This is a genomic window from Prevotella sp. P4-119, from assembly GCF_002251345.1.
In the GTDB taxonomy this organism is placed as follows: Bacteria; Bacteroidota; Bacteroidia; order Bacteroidales; family Bacteroidaceae; genus Prevotella.
The window spans coordinates 53504-70993 of sequence record NZ_NPJB01000079.1 but is presented as its reverse complement, the minus strand read 5'-3'; the positions used below and the strand labels follow the sequence as shown (position 1 = coordinate 70993).

The window sequence follows — 17490 nt, the reverse complement described above, 5'->3', positions numbered from 1 at the left end:
CTTTGTTATTCGTAAACGTCTTCTGGTCGGTCTTCCTCTATCACGAGGTTGTCGATGATAAAGTTCTGTCGCTCCATAGTGTTCTTGCCCATGTAGTATTCCAATAGCTTTTGCACCTGGTCGTTCTTATGCAGCGTCACCTGTTCGAGTCTGATATCAGGTCCGATAAAGCCAGCAAACTCTTCTGGGCTTATTTCTCCGAGACCTTTGAATCGTGTGATTTCCGGGTCCGGTCCTAATTGTTGTATGGCATTGATGCGTTCCTCTTCGCTATAGCAATAGCGTGTGATGAAGTCAGTCTTCTTTCCTTCCGTCTTAGCGTCAGCTTCTGCCACCACCTTTTTGTTTTTTATTTTGGTTCTACGGTTGCGCACTCTGAACAAAGGAGTCTGTAGTACATATACGTGTCCCTTTTTGACAAGTTCTGGAAAGAACTGCAAGAAGAATGTAATAATCAGCAGTCGGATGTGCATTCCATCGACATCCGCATCGGTAGCCACTATCACTTTATTGTAGCGCAACGTGTCAAGGCTCTCTTCGATATCGAGTGCAGCCTGCAAAAGGTTGAACTCTTCGTTTTCATAGACCACCTTTTTGGTCAGTCCAAACGAGTTCAGAGGTTTACCGCGCAGTGAGAAAACCGCCTGTGTATTCACATCTCTGCTCTTTGTGATACTTCCGCTTGCCGAGTCGCCCTCAGTGATAAAGATGCAACTCTCCTCTTTTCTGTCGTTTTTAGCATCGCTGAAATGGATGCGACAATCGCGCAGTTTGCGGTTGTGCAAGTTAGCTTTCTTTGCCCGTTCACGTGCAATCTTGGTCACACCCGCCATTGCTTTGCGCTCGCGTTCGCTCTCTTTCACCTTCTGCTCTATCACTTCAGCCACGTCGGTATGGATGTGCAGGTAGTTGTCCACCTCCTGTTTGACGAAGTCGCCCACATATTTATTAATAGAGACTCCATCGTTAGGAGACATAGTGAGTGATCCCAACTTGATTTTGGTCTGGCTTTCGAACATCGGTTCCTCTACGTTGATGGCAATAGCAGCAACGAGTCCGGTTCGAATATCCCCATATTCGTATTTCCCGAAAAATTCCTTAATTGTCTTGGCGATATGCTCTTTGAATGCACTTTGATGTGTACCGCCCTGAGTTGTATGTTGTCCGTTGACAAACGAATAATATTCTTCACCATACTGGTTGGCATGTGTGAATGCAATTTCTATATCTTCTCCCTTGAGGTGTATGATGGGATATAGGGGATCGTTGGTCATTCGGTCCTTCAACAAGTCCTCCAAACCATGTCGGCTGAGTATTCTTCTGCCGTTGTACATGATGGCGAGACCAGTATTGAGATAGGTATAGTTGCGGAGCATGTTTTCCACAAAGTCGTTGTGGAACTGGTAGTTGACAAACAAGGTATTGTCTGGCTCGAAGAAGATGTATGTTCCATTCTCGTCGTCGGTCTTTTCTGTCACGTCACTTTGCAGTTGTCCGCGCTCAAAAACCGCTCTTCTTACCTGTCCATCTCTATATGATGCCACTTCAAACCTACTGCTTAACGCATTGACTGCTTTGATACCGACACCATTGAGTCCTACAGATTTTTTGAAAGCCTTAGAGTCATATTTACCGCCCGTATTCAGCATACTGACCGCTTCGATAAGTTTTCCTTGTGGAATGCCACGTCCATAGTCGCGCACCGACACCCGCAGTTGGTCGTCGATGTTGATTTCTATGCGGTCTCCGGCATTCATTTTAAACTCGTCGATAGAGTTGTCTATGACCTCTTTCAGCAATACATAGATGCCGTCTTCAGCCAGCGAACCGTCGCCCAGGCGTCCGATATACATGCCCGGTCTTGTTCGCACGTGTTCCATATCCGACAGATGTCGGATATTGTCATCTTCATATCTGATGGTTTGCTCGTTGGTGTTGATGTCTTCGCTCATATTGTCAGGTTAGATATTCTTTTTATAACAGCGGCGCCGCTTATGTTGTACGTGTTCAAGATACTGCCATTGGCTCTGCACTTTATCGTTGGTTTCCATCTCGACATTAGTCTCTCCCCATTCAAAGCCATATATCTGATACCATGGGATGAGGTCGTAGAATAGCAAAGCGTTAGCGCCTTTGTTTTGATATTCAGGCAGAATGCCCACCAGCATAAGATCTACAATCTTTGTTTTGTGGAATTTCAGAGCCTTGAGTAAGTGCCACCAGCCGAATGGGAACATTCTTCCGTTGTGGCATTTCTGCAGTGCTTTAGTCAGCGACGGTATAGATATGCCCACTCCAATCAGTTTGTGGTCTGGCGTATTCCAGTCTTCTATGAGAGTGACGAGATTGAGGTCGAGTACAGGGAAATACATTTTGAGGTATTCGTCAATCTGTGCTTCGGTCATTTGCGAGTATCCGTAGAGGTTTCCGAATGTTTGGTTGACCACGTCGAACACTTTTCTTCCCACCTGTTCTTTGCCAAAAACCTCGCTACGTTTTATCTTTCTTACGTGAAGGTTGTATCGCTTCATCACCATTTGTGCGATTTTAGCGTATTTGTCGGGCATCGTTCCCTTTTTTGGCACAATAAGTTTGAACTCCACGTAGTCGTTGTCTTTCTCCCAACCGCCCATCTGTTCCATGTGTTTTGGATAGTAGGGATAGTTGTAAATAGTCGCCATCGTACCCAATTGGTCGAATCCTTCAATGAGCATACCCTCTGGATCCATGTCCGTATAGCCGAGTGGTCCTACCATTTCGGTCATACCTTTGGTGCGCCCCCATTGTTCAACGGCCTCAAGTAATGCTTTCGAAACCTCGATATCGTCAATGAAGTCGATCCATCCGAACCTCACGCTTTTTCTCTGCCAGCGTTCGTTGGCTCGGTTATTGATGATGGCAGCCACGCGTCCAACAATCTTTCCGTCTTTAAAGGCGAGGAAATATTCAGCTTCGCAAAATTCGAAAGCCGCGTTTTCCTTCTTGTTGTGCGTATGTTTCTCGTCGCTGTATAGGTTGGGCGCATCATATTTATTGCCTCTATACAGGTCATAATGGAATTGTATGAAGTCTTCCAGAAGTTTCTGGCTATCTACTCTCTTTATTTCTATTGATGACATCTCTTCTTCTTTTTATCTATAAATAACGTCCAGAATTGATGCAAAGGTAGTGAAAAACTGACAAAAAGCCAAACATTTAACCTATTTTACGGCATACGAACAATACGTGGTTGCCATCTGGAAGTGTGGTGCCGAAGATGTATGTATCTCCACCGTCTTTCAGCTTGAGTTTCTTGCGCAGTACTTCTGCCGATAGTGGAAAGTTGCGCACTGCCACATTGGCGCGGTCTATACCAGCAAGTGCTTGTCTCAGTTCGCGCTTGTTTAAGGAGCATTGTTGCTTGACGATGAAACTTCTACCAGGGAATGATTTCACCGCTGTGTTGCTTAGGAAGAGGTGTGAATTGGCAGCCACCTGTTGCATGGCGAAGGCACGTTCCACTTCAGTGAAGCATCCGCCTTTCATGATACTGGCATTGGGTTCATAGAGATAGGTATTGTCCAAAGCGCTGTTGTCAGTTGCTGTGGGTTGGCAGGTTGGTGTTTCTGTTGTGTCGGAAGGGCAGAACCGTTGTTCATCGTTGATACAAATGAGTGTTGGATTTGCCGAAGCGCGATGGTCGATGACAAGCAATAGCTCCTTACATTCATTTTTCACGCTGACGATATGTACCTCGCTGGCGCCTCCCAGGTCATCAACCGCCTTTCGCCAGTCGAGCATAGGCGATAGTTTCATGACTATATGTTCAGCCTTTTCGCGCAACACAGGCATCATGAGCGTGACATCTGGTGTGCAATCAGCCAGTCCGTAGGTGCGTGCGCCATGTTCGTCGCGCCTTGCCGGGTCTATGAATATGACCGTAGCACGCGCCATCTTGTTGACAAAGTCTTCTGCATCATCGTTGGCAACGGCGGCTTCCAACTGCAGTATGGGGAAGTTGTGGTGTGCCAGTTGACAGAGCATTTCATTGCGTTCCACGTAGGTTCGCTTGTCGAATGCCCTTGCCATGAACGAGAAATCGATACCCATGCCGCCTGTAAGATCCACATAGGAAGTGTCTTTGCCGCCCCATCTCTCCACGACGTTTGCTTTGTATTGAGCCGTTTGTTGGCTCGATGCCTGTTCCATGTTGAGGTGTGGTGGGTATAGAATGTTGTCGCATGCCGCCCAGTCGGGCAGTTTTCGGCGTGCAGTCTGCCATCCGGCAATCTGTTGCAAAGCCAGTTTCAGATCGATGTCAGACGCAGGTTTCGTCAGCGCCAACTGGCGGATGTCATCGTTGCGATGTTGCTTGATGAAGGTAAGGGTACTGTCGTTCATTGTTGGGAATGGGGGATGGAGGACTGAAGGAGATGCTTCGGTAACGGTTGCGGCCTTTCTTCGCTGGTGGTTGCGGCTCTTTTGGGGTGGCTGTGGGCTGTAAAAACGAGGAGGAGTCAGCGTTGTGCGGACCCCTCCCAGTGTTATTTTTTCACGCTGATGTTATTTCACATATTCCGCGAAATCGGTCAGTCGCATATCGCCCTTGCGTGCCAATGAGTCGTGCATAGCGAATGCAGCGGGCAGATTGTGGCGTGTGTGACCGCCTTTGGCAATCTTCATGTAGTCCCACAACAGTTGCTTGTAGTCTGGATGTACGCACTGCTCGATAATGAGTTTCGCTCTTTCTTCCGGACATTTACCGCGCAAGTCAGCCACACCTTGCTCTGTTACGATGATATTGACATCGTGTTCTGAGTGGTCCTGATGGCTTACGAAAGGCACGATGCTACTGATGAGGCCGCCTTTGGCAGTTGACGGACAGGTGAAGATAGAGAGGTAAGCGTTGCGCTCGAAGTCTCCCGAACCACCAATACCGTTCATCATCTTCACGCCACTGATATGTGTAGAGTTTGCATTGCCGTAGAGGTCACACTCAATAGCGGTGTTGATAGCGATAACACCCAGTCGGCGAATGATCTCAGGACTGTTTGAAATCTCGCTCTGGCGCAGTGTGAGGTGGTCTTTGAAGTAGTCCATGTTGTCATAAACCTGCATGAGGCAGTCGTTTGACACGGTCAGTGAGCATGCAGATGCATCTTTCACGCGACCTGTGAGCATCATGTCAATGACAGAGTTCTGTATCACTTCGGTGTAGATATTGAAGTCGGGCACCTGCTTGTCTTGTCCCAGCGCACCGAGGATAGCGTTAGCTGTAGATCCTACGCCACTCTGCAAGGGGAGGAATTCCTTAGGAATACGTCCCTTGGCGAGCTCAGAAACGAGGAATTCGGCAGTAAGGAAACCGATTTTTTCTGTTACGGGGTCAGAGTCTTTGAACGCTCTTGCCTCGTCGGGGATGTTACATTCTACAACGCCCACGAGCTTGTCTTTGGGTATAACTACATAGGGCACACCGATGCGATCGCCAACCTTTTCGATGGGGATAGCCTTGCGGTAAGGAGGATCGAGAGGTTCATAGACGTCGTGGATGAACTTTGCGTTGGGGTTGTGGAAGCTGTTCAGTTCGAGAATCACATGCTTGGCGAGGCGTGCAGCCGTTGGCGAGATGCCACCAGCAGCGGTCAGATAGACGTGATACTCGTTGCCACACTCCTCGATGTCGCATACTTCGAGTATAGCCCAGTCAATCTCACCATAGAAACCATAGCGCAGTTCCTGTGCCATGTGGCTCAGGTGCAGGTCGTTGTATGGGATTTCTCCCATGTTGACGCGCTTGCGGAAATCTGGATTGGTGGTATATGGAGCACGGTATTTAATGGCCTGTGCATTGGCCAGTACGCCATCTGTGGACTGTCCGGTCGAAGCACCGGTGAAGATACCAACTTTGAACTCGCGTCCAGCAGCGTGTTCTGCCTCTGCTTTCTTTGCCAGTTCTCTTGTGACAGCTTTGGCAACACCAGCAGGCGTGAAGCCACTCATGGCGATGTTGTCGTTGTTGTTGATCAGCGCTGCAGCTTCTGCAGCGGTCATGCGTGTATAAGCCATTTGTTTTATGTTTGGGTAGTTTATATTCCGTTAGTGGGTGCGAAATTACGAAATATTTGTTGAAAAGTCAAATTTTGAAGTCAAAAACTTTGTTTTTCGGTGTGTTATTAGTAATTTTGCAAAAGTAAAACTTAAAATAGAATGGAATCCAAACTCGTAATATACAATACGCTAACTCGTCAAAAAGAGCGTTTTGAACCATTGAATGCACCTCATGTAGGCATGTATGTGTGTGGTCCTACCGTCTATGGCGACCCCCATTTGGGCCATGCTCGCCCTGCCATTACCTTCGACTTGGTGTTTCGTTATCTTCGCCATTTAGGTTATAAGGTTCGCTATGTGCGCAACATTACCGATGTGGGCCACTTGGAGCACGATGCCGATGAAGGCGACGACAAGATAGAAAAGAAGGCTCGTTTGGAGCAATTGGAGCCGATGGAGATAGCCCAGTACTATACCAACCGCTACCATCAGGCTATGGAAGCCCTCAACGTGTTGCCTCCGAGTATCGAACCGCATGCCACTGGTCACATCATCGAACAGCAGCAATTGGTGCAGCAGATATTGGACAATGGTTTTGCCTACAAGTCGAACGGTTCTATCTACTTTGACATCGAGGCTTACAACAAGCAATATAAATATGGTGAACTCAGTGGACGATCGCTCGAAAACACGAAGGATGAGAGCCGCGAGTTGGCAGGTGTGGGTGAAAAGCGCCACCAAGCCGACTTTGCTTTGTGGAAGAAAGCATCGGCAGAGCACATCATGCGCTGGCCTTCGCCATGGAGTGACGGTTTCCCCGGATGGCACTGTGAGTGTACAGCCATGGGCCGTAAGTATCTTGGCGATACTTTCGACATCCACGGTGGTGGTATGGATTTGATTTTCCCACACCATGAATGTGAGATCGCGCAAGCCATTGCATCCCAGGGACACCCTATGGTGAAGTACTGGATGCATAATAATATGTTGACCATCAACGGTCAGAAGATGGGCAAATCGCTGGGCAATTTCATTACGCTCAACGAGTTTTTCAGCGGTAATCACCCATTGTTGGAACAGGCCTACAGCGCCATGACCATCCGTTTCTTCATACTTTCTGCCCACTATCGCGGCACTGTTGATTTCTCCAACGAGGCATTGAAGGCATCGGAGAAGGGCTTACAGAAACTGTTGCAAGGCATTGCCGACCTGAAGCGCATCAATGTCAGCGCACATTGTGATAGTGAGACCGAACATATTGTGAAGTCGTTGCGCCAGAAATGCTACGATGCTATGAACGACGATTTGGCTACTCCACAGGTCATCAGCCATCTGTTTGAGGCTTGCTCGGTAGTCAACAAGCTCGTTGACCATAAAGCTACCATCTGTGCCGACTGTCTGAAAGAGCTTAGCGACACCATGCGCCTGTTCACATTCGACATTCTTGGTCTGCGTGAAGAGGCGAGTGAAACCAGCCAGGAGCGCGAGCAAGCCTTCGGAAAGGTGGTCGATATGGTGCTTGAATTGCGTGCCAAGGCCAAGTCAGATAAGGACTGGGCCACATCAGATAAGATTCGTGATGAGTTGGCAGCAGCAGGTTTTGAGGTAAAAGACACTAAGGATGGTGTCACCTGGAAACTTAATAAATGAGAACAATTTGATGTATTTTTACATTGTTTAGTATAAAAGCCTTTTTTTATAAATCATCGTTTAAACAGGCCGATGTGATATCGCCCTGTTTTTTTATGATCATGTTTTTGGGGCAATGCACGAAGCATCAATCACGTGTGTATAGGTCCTCTGCACCATGTATAGCGTTGGAAGCCAGAAAAACCATGTTTTTCCGCCCACTCTTAAGAGTTGTGTAACATGATGGTATATAGTGTATTATAGTGCTATGCGAGTTGCGTTACTCAGCAATTTCAATGAATTTGGTCAGCAATTTCAATGAATTTGGTCAGCAATTTCAATGAATTTACTTCGCAAATTCAATGAGTTTGCACATCAACGAATATTTCGTTCGTCTCTTATAAAAATCAGTTAGCAGAGCAAATCAATTTGAATTACTCAGCAAATCAATTTGAATTGCTCTGCAAATCAATTTGAATTACTCTGCAAATCAATTTGATTTGCAGAACCAAGTGACCTTCATCAACAAGTAAAGTGCTATCGGTAGGCTATTTACCGAGATATGCTTCGCGCGTTAGGTATAGTGCAACGGTGCAGCAGCGCAGATACTCCTGCGACATATACACCATTCCGCCATAGGGATTGTCGGTTCCCCATGAGTTTTTCATCTTAAAGAACAGCCGCCCGTCGGGGTGGCGCGCCAGGCCTATTATCGTCATGCAATGGTCGTCATCGGGTCGTGACGAGGTGGTGTGGTCGGCTATGCCGCTACGAAAAGAAAATCCACTGTTGTTGATATCACCCTCCCAACAAACGGGATGGCGATGGTGCAGGGCACGCAAGACTATGGCAACCAACGAGTCTTGAGGCACGTTGAGAAAGGTTTCCCGCTCCCAGTTGTCGGGATAGTCTGCCACAATCATCTTGCCATAAGGCTGGGTAGGGTCGGAAGTTACCGCCATGTATTCCTCTGGTCCACACACACTGTGGGCAAACTCCTGTGGCGTATAACGTGCACCGAGCATGAACACCCACTGTGGCAACGGCAGTTGGTCGTGGGTAGAGTCGGGATAGGTGTCGAACGGCACAATACCTTTATTAGCCATCAAGCGGAGCAAGGAGTGCCCCATACCACGCTGTCGCTGTTTTCCCACCAGCCTCTTGATATAATAAGGTGATAGGTTTACCGAGTCACCTCGGCAGATATGTTCCGTCTCGATGGTGGCGAGCATGGCATAAGCCCAGCAGAGCGCGTCGTTGCCTTGGTTTTTGACAGGAGTGAACGGCAGACTCACCACCTCTTGAAAATCCACAGGCGGCTGGTTTCTGCATCCTCCCGTCAGCAGGATGATACCGATGAGTAATATAGCAGTAGCGTGTTTCATGCGTGCAAAAGTACATAAAGATGGGCGGAATGACAAAAGAAACGTCCACTTTCTTTTGTCATTCCCCCGATAAGCAGTAATTTTGCAGATGAAAAGAGAGTAAGACATGAATATAATACGCTTTCTGAAAGACTGGACGCTGCCTGTGGCAATAGCTCTTGGTGCAACAGTTTATCTGCTGTTTTACTATGTGCCGCAGCTCGACGGACTGGGCAATAGGCTAGGCCCCGTTATCGATGTGATATTCCCGGTGACGGTGTTTCTCACGCTGTTAGCCACCTTTTGCAAGGTCGATTTCCATCAGATGCGCCCCCATCGTTGGCATATTGGTGTGCTTGCAGCACAGGTATTGCTGGTAGTTTCCAATCTCGGCATCATCTTTCTGGTAGGAGACGACCTTGACCAACAGCTCATCTGGCAAGGAGTGCTTACTTGTACCATCGCCCCGTCGGCATCGGCAGCGCCCGTTGTGACGGGCAAGCTCGGTGGAAACATCAATACGATGACCACCTTTACCGTCATCTCAGCCCTTGCATCGGCATTGATGATACCCTTGGTGTTTCCTCCGTTGACTAGTACGGTGCATCTTACATTCTTCGAAACCTTCCTCATTATTCTGCAAAAAGTATCGATGGTGCTCCTGTTGCCGTTGGTCTTGGGCTGGCTGATGCAGCACTATGTAAAGGCGGTCTGCCGTCGCATTGCCTCCATGCCCAATCTGAGTTTCTATCTATGGGGCGTCTCGCTCACTATTGTAGCCGGTGTAACGGTGAAGAATATCCTGCACAGCAATGCACCATTGTGGTTGCTCACGGCTATTGCCGCATTGAGTTTCGTGGTCTGCTTTGTGCAGTTCGGCATTGGTCGCGCCATTGGCAGACACCTTGGCGAGGAAATCTGCTGCGGTCAAGCCCTGTTTCAGAAGAACACCTCGTTAGCCATTTGGGTGGCTTACCTCTATCTGCATCCTGTAGCATCGGTAGGCGCAGGCTGTTATGTGCTGTGGCAGAACATCATCAACTCAGCTGAACTGTGGCACTACCGCCGTACCCATCCCAATCCGTGACTTACTGAATAACATCGCAACATGACAATGACAAAGACCGATATCACGACCATCATTTTCGATGCCGACGATACCCTATGGGACTGTCAGACTTGGTTTGACCGTGCCGAAGAGCAACTTGCCGATATGCTTAAACCTTGGGTGAGCGACAGACAATGCGTGGCAGACAGCCTCTTTGCCATCGAGCGCGCTAATATGCCGCTTTTCGGCTATGGCACTAAGGCATTCACCCTGTCGCTGTTGGAGAATGCTATCAAACTGACCGATGGTCGCATCGGTGCCGATGTGCTACTCCAAATCATCGAAATGGGTAAGCGTCTGCTGCGTTTCCCTGCTACTCCGTTGCCTGAAGTGGAATCTACGCTGCGCCAACTCCACGAAGCGGGACGCTACCGGTTGGTGGTATTTACCAAAGGTGAACTGATGGGACAAGAGGATAAACTGTCGCGATCAGGACTGTTGCCCTATTTCTCGCATGTGGAAATCGTGTCCGACAAGACCGAAACCGCCTATCGCACACTCTGCGACACCCTTGGTGTGGATCCCCATGAAACACTCATGGTGGGCAACTCCTTCCGTAGCGACATTGCTCCGGCACTTGCTGTTGGCGCCTGGGCAGTACATATTCCCTTCCATGCAGTATGGGCATTGGAGAAATCGCAAGAGTTTCCACACGAAAGATTAACGAAGATAGAACATTTCAGTCAGCTGATGGACTGTCTTTAAATCATGGCGCTTGACGCATTGCCACTTATCGGATGATGGCAATGCGGCAAACGGTGCCTCGATGACCGTCGCTTGTAGCGGTCAAAACATGATAGACGCCAGAGGCCACGCGGCGCCCTTTGCTGTCGCAACCATCCCAGATATAGGTGCCACCCGTGCTGCGCCCACGTGCCACCAGCATGCCTGCCGTGTTTACAATGCGCACATCCGCATCGTAACTCAGTCCTTCAATGGTGATAGGTCCCGTATAGTCGGGGGCTACAGGGTTGGGATAGGCGCGCACCACACCTTTCTCCATCTTTTCAGCGGCATCGGTAGCATCGGAAACCACAGCGCATAGCCCCTCTTCCGTGCCGATATACACCCGTCCGGTCTGTCCGTCGATGGCGATACTCTCTATGCGGTCAGACAGCAAACCGCTGTCGGCTGAGGTGTAATGAGCCACTTCGGTGGTGTTGTCGCTACTGATTACATAGACGCCGTTGCTTTCTGTGCCTATCCATTTGCGGTTGCCGCCATCAATAGCCATGGCAGTCACACTGATTCCCTCCAACAGATAGTCGCCATAACCGCTGCCATCATTGCGCGGAACGACAATCTGCGTATATCCGTAGTCGGGCGATTGTTGCTGTTGTGGAGTGAGCATCAGCGGTCCCTGATTGGTGCCTGCCCATATATTGCCATCTTTATCTTCAGCCACACAGTTGAAGCTATAGATGTCGCGCAAGGGTGTTTCGTCTTGATTGCGCAAGGCATCGAAACGGTCCACCTCGTCTGTTTCAGGGTCGATGCGCACCAGGCAAGGGTGATGGTGATGACTGTTGACAAGCCAAACCTTACCCGTATGGTCGGTCGTAGGGTTGCGCAAGATGGTTAGGGGCGTGCCGTTATAGAAGAGTGAGGGATGGTCGAGTGACTCCATCGTGCCTTCACTGTTCATGCGGATAAGTGGGTGCTGGGTCTCGCTGTTGGTCATCCAAAGGCGATGCTGACGGTCGTAGAAGAGTCCATCAACACGCACATAGTTGTTGTTGCCCGGAATGGCACTTGCCAACAGACTATTGCCTGCGGTGTATTGAGCCACCGATTGCCCGTTGCGAAACTCAAAGAGGCCGTTGCCACAGGTCGCTATATAAAGATGTGTGGCATCGGCAGGGTCGATAGCCATGCTCACCGCATCCTTTTTCATTGGAGCATCGATTTGCTGCCAATGTCCCTCGCGGTCCATTTGCTGCCATTGTGCGGTGCGATCCATCTGTCCTCCGTCGTACCAACCGCCACCTACTCCATACAAACATCCGTTGACGAACCACAGACTGTTGAACTCGTTGTAGTGTGGTCCACCGGCATTTATCTGGCTGACGATGGATATATAGGCATCGTAGTCACCCCGGTAAGCATCGTAAATGGATTCAGGGAAATGGCTTGTCGAGTGCCAGTTGGCAGGATTGATGAGGTTGTCGGACATCCGCCCAACCATCACGCCGCTCGCTGCGGTATTGGCATAGAGGTTGCCGTCAACCGCCATCACATTCCAAACATCGCTGCCTAAGGTGTAAGTTTCTACCACATGGGCATTCGCCACATCTATCTTCACAATGCTGGAACCCACACAGAGGTAGGCGATGCTACCGTCGGTAACAATGCGGTGAACCTTCTTGCTGCCTGCCATCGTTGCCATATAGAGGTCGGGCATATTGGTCACTTCACCCTCAGGATTGATGAGGTCGATATTGGCATTGGTATAAATGGCGATGAGGCGATGGGCTTCGCTACACCATTTGATATGGGATAGCTGACCGCCATTCAGGCCGTTGGACCGGTCGAAAGTAGTAACCGACTGGTCGTTGAGGTTGTAGTGATAGAGATTGCCACTCGCTTTGACGAAGAGTCCTTGCTCTGCTTTCTCTATTTGTTGCGGTTCGCCATAGGCTAAATAATACTGCCAGGTGCCGGGCTGTGCATGGACTGTCGTCATGGCAAACCAGCATAGCAGGGTGCATACACAACGACAGACAGCACCAAAGCTAATGTCGTGGGACATGAGCCATGATGCTGTCTGACGTGGGGATAGTATCATTTTTCTTATAGTTTATTTTCCAAGAGTTGCACGCAGATAGTCGGCCAACTTCTGAGTGGCACGTGCACGGTGGCTGATGGTGTTTTTGACATCCACTCCGAGTTCTGCAAAGGTGTGGTCGTAACCTTCGGGTTGGAACACGGGGTCGTAGCCGAAGCCTTCACTGCCGTGCTTCTCGTGGGTGATGGTGCCGTTGACAATGCCTTCAAACTCGGTCACTTTCTTCACAGCAGTGCAACCGCAGGGGCACACATCGCGTCGCTCTATCAGCGCAATGACGGTGCGGAAGCGTGCTTGGCGATTGTCTTTTCCTGCCAGTTCGGCAAGCAGCTTCTGCATATTGGCCTCCGAGTCGTGGCCTTCGCCACCAGCATAGCGTGCGCTATAAACACCCGGTGCACCGTTGAGAGCCTCTACTTCAAGACCGGTATCGTCGGCAAAACAGCTCACATGATAGTGGTCATACACATACTGAGCCTTCTGCAGGGCATTCTCCTCAAGGGTCTTGCCCGTTTCGGGAATATCCTCATGGCAGCCGATGTCGGCTAACGACACCACCTCGAAACGGTTTCCAAGGATGCTGCGAATCTCTTCCAACTTATGTTGGTTATTGGTTGCAAATACAATTTTCATCGTTATAGTTTGTCGGCGGCATCATTCCTTAGGGATTTCTTCCACCGCCTTTTTAACTTTTTTAATCTTTACTTTCATCTCGTCAAAGCCTTCGCCATAGACACCGATAACGGCACTTTGGCTTACAAAGGCGTTGGGGTCGATCATCTTGATGAGGCGGAAGATGTTGACGCTCTCATTCTTTTTGGCCAAAATACACAATACGCGGAGTTCCTTACCAGTGTACCAGCCATGGCCATCGAGGATGGTTACACCATGGTCCATCTGTGTTCCGATGGCATTGGCAATCTCCTGCCACTTGCGAGAGAATATCATAAACTGCACAGACTCCCTTCGTGCATTCATCACATAGTCGAGCACAAAGTTCTCCATCGTCATCACACAGAAACCAAACACTACCTTGTGGGCGCGCTCGATATAGGTGCCAAACTGTGGGAAGAACATACACGAACCGATGATACAGAAGTCGGCGGCTATCAGTACAGTACCCAACGATACGTTGTGATACTTATTGATAGATGCTGCAATAATATCGGTACCACCCGTAGAACCGTTGTTGGAGAATACGGTGGCAAGGGCAATGCCGCCAAACATACATCCTATAACCATCGACATGAAGTCCTGCCCTTCGCCCAGCAACTTGATGGGCAGGCCGTTGGGCTGTTTGGGCAAGATGTCTTGGGCAAACTTCAGCATGAAATAGAGCGTAACGATGGCATAGATGGTCTTCATTAGAAACTTGAAGCCCAATACCTTCAACGCGACAATCAGCAGAATGCCGTTGATAATGATATAGGTATTTTCCAAACGGAAACCGGTAGCATAGTAGATAATGGCCGACAAGCCAGTCACTCCGCCACCTACAATCTCATAAGGCATGAGGAATACAGTGAACGAAATGGTATATAGCAGCAAGCCAACGGTGATGAAGAAATAGTCCTTCATCTCGTTCCACAGCATTTTGTGATTGATAGTCATATGCCGTATTTGATATTTATTTGCAAACGATGTTTACCATGCGTTTGGGCACTATGATGACTTTGACCACTTGCTTGCCGTCGATATACTTCGGTGAGCGAGGATCTGCCATCACGGCTTCTTCGATGGTTTTATTGTCAGCATTGGCAGCAAACTCCATGTCGAAACGTGTTTTGCCGTTGAAGGCAACACCAAGTTTTACGGTATCTTCTACCAAGAACTCTTCATTCCATGTGGGCCATGGGGCATCGCAAACGCTGCCGGTCTCGCCCAAAGCCTCCCAAAGTTCTTCGCTGATATGGGGTGCGAAGGGGGCCAATAGTGTAACGAGGGTGCGGAGAAGTTCGCGGTTGTGACACTTCAACTGTGCCATCTCGCCAACGCAAATCATAAAGGCAGAGATAGACGTGTTGTAAGAGAATTCCTCGATGTCTTGTGACACCTTCTTAATCAGTTTGTGGACACTCTTCAACTGGGCTTTTGTGGGCTCAGCATCGTCAACGAGCAGTTTGCCATCGGCGTTGTCGCGGCTGTTGCCATAGAACAAAGCCCAGAACTTCTTCAAGAAGCGGTGGCAACCGTCTATTCCGTTGGTGTCCCAAGGCTTAGACTGTTCTACTGGACCAAGGAACATTTCGTATAGACGTAAGGTGTCGGCACCGTAGCGCTCAACAATCATATCGGGGTTGACCACGTTGAACATCGACTTAGACATCTTTTCAATTGCCCAACCACAGATGTATTTTCCGTCTTCAAGGATAAATTCTGCATGCTCATACTCTGGTCGCCAAGCGCGGAAAGCATCTTGGTCGAGCACGTCGTTGCTGACGATATTCACGTCAACGTGTATGGGAGTTACATCCTTGTAACTGCCTTTGAGATTCAGACTGACAAACTTGCCCTTGTCTGCGCCCTCGTCGTTGATGCGATATACAAAGTTGCTGCGACCCTGTATCATGCCTTGGTTTACCAGTTTCTTGAATGGTTCGTCCTCGCAACTGTAGCCTGAATCAAACAAGAACTTGTTCCAGAAGCGTGAATAGATGAGGTGACCGGTGGCATGCTCTGTACCGCCAACATAGAGATCTACGTTGCGCCAGTATTCATCAGCCTCTTTACTTACGAGGGCTTTCTCGTTCTTAGGATCCATATAGCGCAGATAGTAGGCAGAAGAACCTGCGAATCCGGGCATGGTGTTGAGTTCGAGAGGGAATACGCTCTTATGGTCTATCAGACTCTTATCTACTACTTGGTTGGTCTTGGTATCCCACGCCCACAACTTGGCACGGCCCAATGGGGGCTCGCCAGACTCTGTTGGCTTGTATTCGTCTATTTCAGGCAATTCCAAAGGCAGACATTCCTTCGGAATCATATAGGGCATATCGTCCTTGTAATATACGGGGAATGGTTCGCCCCAATAGCGCTGACGACTGAAGATGGCATCGCGCAGACGGTAATTCACCTTGACGCGGCCCAGTCCGTTGGCTTCCACATATTTCTTGGTGGCGGCAATGGCCTCCTTCACGGTCAATCCGTTGAGGCTGAACTTTGCTGAAGCAGAGTTGCAGACAATGCCTTCTTTGGCATCATAGCTCTCTTCAGAAACATCGGCGCCTTCTATCAGTGGGATGATGGGAAGGTTGAAATGCTTGGCAAAAGCATAGTCGCGCGAGTCGTGGGCAGGTACTGCCATGATGGCACCTGTGCCGTATCCGGCCAATACATACTCTGAAATCCAGATGGGAATTTTTTCGTCTGTGAACGGATTGATAGCGTATGAACCAGAGAAAACACCTGTCACTTTTTTGTCGGAAATACGGTCACGCTCAGTACGCTTCTTCACATAGGCGATATAGTCGCTTACATCGGCTTTCTGAGCATCGGTGGTGAGTTCGGCAACGAGATCTGATTCAGGAGCAAGAACCATGAAGGTTACACCAAACATGGTATCGGCACGCGTGGTGAAGATGGTGAAGTGCTTGTCGGAATCGGCCACATTGAACTCTACTTCGGTACCTTCGGAGCGTCCAATCCAGTTGCGCTGAGTCTCTTTCAAAGAGTCGGTCCAGTCGATTGTGTCGAGTCCGTCGAGCAAACGCTGGGCGTATGCAGATACGCGCAGACACCACTGGCGCATCTTCTTCTGCACTACAGGGTAGCCACCGCGTACGCTGACGCCATCCACTACCTCATCGTTGGCAAGTACCGTGCCGAGTTGAGGACACCAGTTGACCATGGTGTCGGCAAGATAGGCTATGCGGTAGTTCATCAACACTTCTTGCTTTTTCTTCTCAGAGTACGATGCCCAGTCGGAAGCAGTGAAGTCCAATTCCTCTGTTCCCAGTGCACCACAGTCTTTAGAACCCATCAGTTCGAAGTGTTCTATCAGTTTGATGGTAGGCTGTGCTTTGTGTGAAGAAGTGCTGTAGTATGATTTGAACATGCGTTGGAACGCCCATTGTGTCCATTTATAGTAGATAGGATCGCAAGTGCGCACCTCGCGTTCCCAGTCGAAGGAGAATCCAATCTTGTCCAACTGCTGTCTGTAGCGCGCAATATTCTCTGTAGTAGTCTTCTCTGGATGCTGTCCGGTTTGTATGGCATACTGCTCTGCGGGGAGTCCATAGGCATCGTATCCCATCGGATTCAACACGTTGTAGCCCTGCTGGCGCTTATAGCGAGCGTAGATGTCGCTGGCAATATAGCCCAATGGGTGACCCACATGGAGTCCGGCTCCAGAGGGGTAGGGGAACATGTTGAGCACGTAGAATTTCTTTTTTGTAGGGTCTTCTGTCACGCGGTAGGTTTTCATCTCTACCCAGCGCTTCTGCCACTTCTGTTCGATGTCTCTAAAATTGTATTCCATATTTTCGTATTTTTTGTTTTCTCCTTATTTATATAATATTACTGCAAAGGTAGTGCAAACCGAGCGAAATACAAAGAAAAACCCCGTTTTTCTTTTA

Annotated in this window: 12 protein-coding genes; 3 read left to right on the top strand and 9 right to left on the bottom strand. The window is 49.1% G+C overall.

The window, feature by feature from the left end; genetic code table 11:
- Window positions 1–5 precede the first annotated feature (5 nt).
- From CIK89_RS08745 to CIK89_RS08730, 4 genes are all read right to left on the bottom strand, one after another.
- Complete coding sequence (locus CIK89_RS08745; protein ID WP_094390995.1) at window positions 6–1952, bottom strand: DNA topoisomerase IV subunit B; 1947 nt, start codon at window positions 1950–1952, stop codon at window positions 6–8.
- 9 nt (window positions 1953–1961) lie between these two features.
- A complete protein-coding gene (locus tag CIK89_RS08740; protein ID WP_094390994.1) occupies window positions 1962–3119 on the bottom strand; it encodes a GNAT family N-acetyltransferase in 1158 nt (385 codons plus the stop codon).
- 76 nt (window positions 3120–3195) lie between these two features.
- A complete protein-coding gene (locus tag CIK89_RS08735; protein ID WP_094390993.1) occupies window positions 3196–4380 on the bottom strand; it encodes an SAM-dependent methyltransferase in 1185 nt (394 codons plus the stop codon).
- A gap of 162 nt (window positions 4381–4542) precedes the next feature.
- Window positions 4543–6048 (bottom strand): succinate CoA transferase, encoded by a 1506-nt coding sequence (locus CIK89_RS08730; protein ID WP_094390992.1) that lies wholly within the window; start codon window positions 6046–6048, stop codon window positions 4543–4545.
- Window positions 6049–6189: 141 nt separating this feature from the next.
- Between CIK89_RS08730 and cysS the strand changes: the two genes are divergently transcribed.
- On the top strand, window positions 6190–7680 hold the full coding sequence (gene cysS / locus CIK89_RS08725; protein ID WP_094390991.1) for a cysteine--tRNA ligase: 1491 nt from the start codon (window positions 6190–6192) through the stop codon (window positions 7678–7680).
- Window positions 7681–8207: 527 nt separating this feature from the next.
- On the opposite strand, the gene CIK89_RS08720 is transcribed toward cysS, so the two are convergent.
- Complete coding sequence (locus CIK89_RS08720) at window positions 8208–9044, bottom strand: C1 family peptidase (RefSeq protein ID WP_254046652.1); 837 nt, start codon at window positions 9042–9044, stop codon at window positions 8208–8210.
- A 106-nt stretch (window positions 9045–9150) separates the two neighbouring features.
- On the opposite strand from CIK89_RS08720, the gene CIK89_RS08715 reads away from it, so the two are divergent.
- Window positions 9151–10110 carry a bile acid:sodium symporter gene (locus CIK89_RS08715; RefSeq protein WP_094390990.1) on the top strand — a complete coding sequence of 320 codons (960 nt, stop codon included), beginning with the start codon at window positions 9151–9153 and terminating at the stop codon, window positions 10108–10110.
- A 27-nt stretch (window positions 10111–10137) separates the two neighbouring features.
- On the top strand, window positions 10138–10836 hold the full coding sequence (locus CIK89_RS08710) for an HAD family hydrolase (RefSeq protein WP_094391034.1): 699 nt from the start codon (window positions 10138–10140) through the stop codon (window positions 10834–10836).
- 25 nt (window positions 10837–10861) lie between these two features.
- Here CIK89_RS08710 and CIK89_RS08705 read toward each other — a convergent pair whose 3' ends face one another.
- Genes CIK89_RS08705 through leuS form a run of 4 tightly spaced genes read right to left on the bottom strand, consistent with a single transcriptional unit; the run spans window position 10862 to window position 17393 of the window.
- Window positions 10862–12916, bottom strand: a complete 2055-nt coding sequence (locus CIK89_RS08705) for a two-component regulator propeller domain-containing protein (protein ID WP_094390989.1) — start codon at window positions 12914–12916, stop codon at window positions 10862–10864.
- Window positions 12917–12928: 12 nt separating this feature from the next.
- Window positions 12929–13549 (bottom strand): non-canonical purine NTP diphosphatase, encoded by a 621-nt coding sequence (locus CIK89_RS08700; RefSeq protein ID WP_094390988.1) that lies wholly within the window; start codon window positions 13547–13549, stop codon window positions 12929–12931.
- Window positions 13550–13570: 21 nt separating this feature from the next.
- Entirely contained in the window at window positions 13571–14527 is a 957-nt protein-coding gene (locus tag CIK89_RS08695; RefSeq protein WP_094390987.1) for a YitT family protein, read from the bottom strand.
- Between the two features lie 16 nt (window positions 14528–14543).
- Window positions 14544–17393 (bottom strand): leucine--tRNA ligase, encoded by a 2850-nt coding sequence (leuS, locus tag CIK89_RS08690; RefSeq protein ID WP_094390986.1) that lies wholly within the window; start codon window positions 17391–17393, stop codon window positions 14544–14546.
- Window positions 17394–17490 lie beyond the last annotated feature (97 nt).

What these genes read in the sequence shown, in the direction of transcription:
- CIK89_RS08745 (WP_094390995.1), bottom strand. Translation starts at nt 1,952, where the DNA reads ATGAGCGAAGACATCAACACCAACGAGCAAACCATCAGATATGAAGAT.
- CIK89_RS08740 (WP_094390994.1), bottom strand. Translation starts at nt 3,119, where the DNA reads ATGTCATCAATAGAAATAAAGAGAGTAGATAGCCAGAAACTTCTGGAA.
- CIK89_RS08735 (WP_094390993.1), bottom strand. Translation starts at nt 4,380, where the DNA reads ATGAACGACAGTACCCTTACCTTCATCAAGCAACATCGCAACGATGAC.
- CIK89_RS08730 (WP_094390992.1), bottom strand. Translation starts at nt 6,048, where the DNA reads ATGGCTTATACACGCATGACCGCTGCAGAAGCTGCAGCGCTGATCAAC.
- cysS (WP_094390991.1), top strand. Translation starts at nt 6,190, where the DNA reads ATGGAATCCAAACTCGTAATATACAATACGCTAACTCGTCAAAAAGAG.
- CIK89_RS08720 (WP_254046652.1), bottom strand. Translation starts at nt 9,044, where the DNA reads ATGAAACACGCTACTGCTATATTACTCATCGGTATCATCCTGCTGACG.
- CIK89_RS08715 (WP_094390990.1), top strand. Translation starts at nt 9,151, where the DNA reads ATGAATATAATACGCTTTCTGAAAGACTGGACGCTGCCTGTGGCAATA.
- CIK89_RS08710 (WP_094391034.1), top strand. Translation starts at nt 10,138, where the DNA reads ATGACAAAGACCGATATCACGACCATCATTTTCGATGCCGACGATACC.
- CIK89_RS08705 (WP_094390989.1), bottom strand. Translation starts at nt 12,916, where the DNA reads ATGATACTATCCCCACGTCAGACAGCATCATGGCTCATGTCCCACGAC.
- CIK89_RS08700 (WP_094390988.1), bottom strand. Translation starts at nt 13,549, where the DNA reads ATGAAAATTGTATTTGCAACCAATAACCAACATAAGTTGGAAGAGATT.
- CIK89_RS08695 (WP_094390987.1), bottom strand. Translation starts at nt 14,527, where the DNA reads ATGACTATCAATCACAAAATGCTGTGGAACGAGATGAAGGACTATTTC.
- leuS (WP_094390986.1), bottom strand. Translation starts at nt 17,393, where the DNA reads ATGGAATACAATTTTAGAGACATCGAACAGAAGTGGCAGAAGCGCTGG.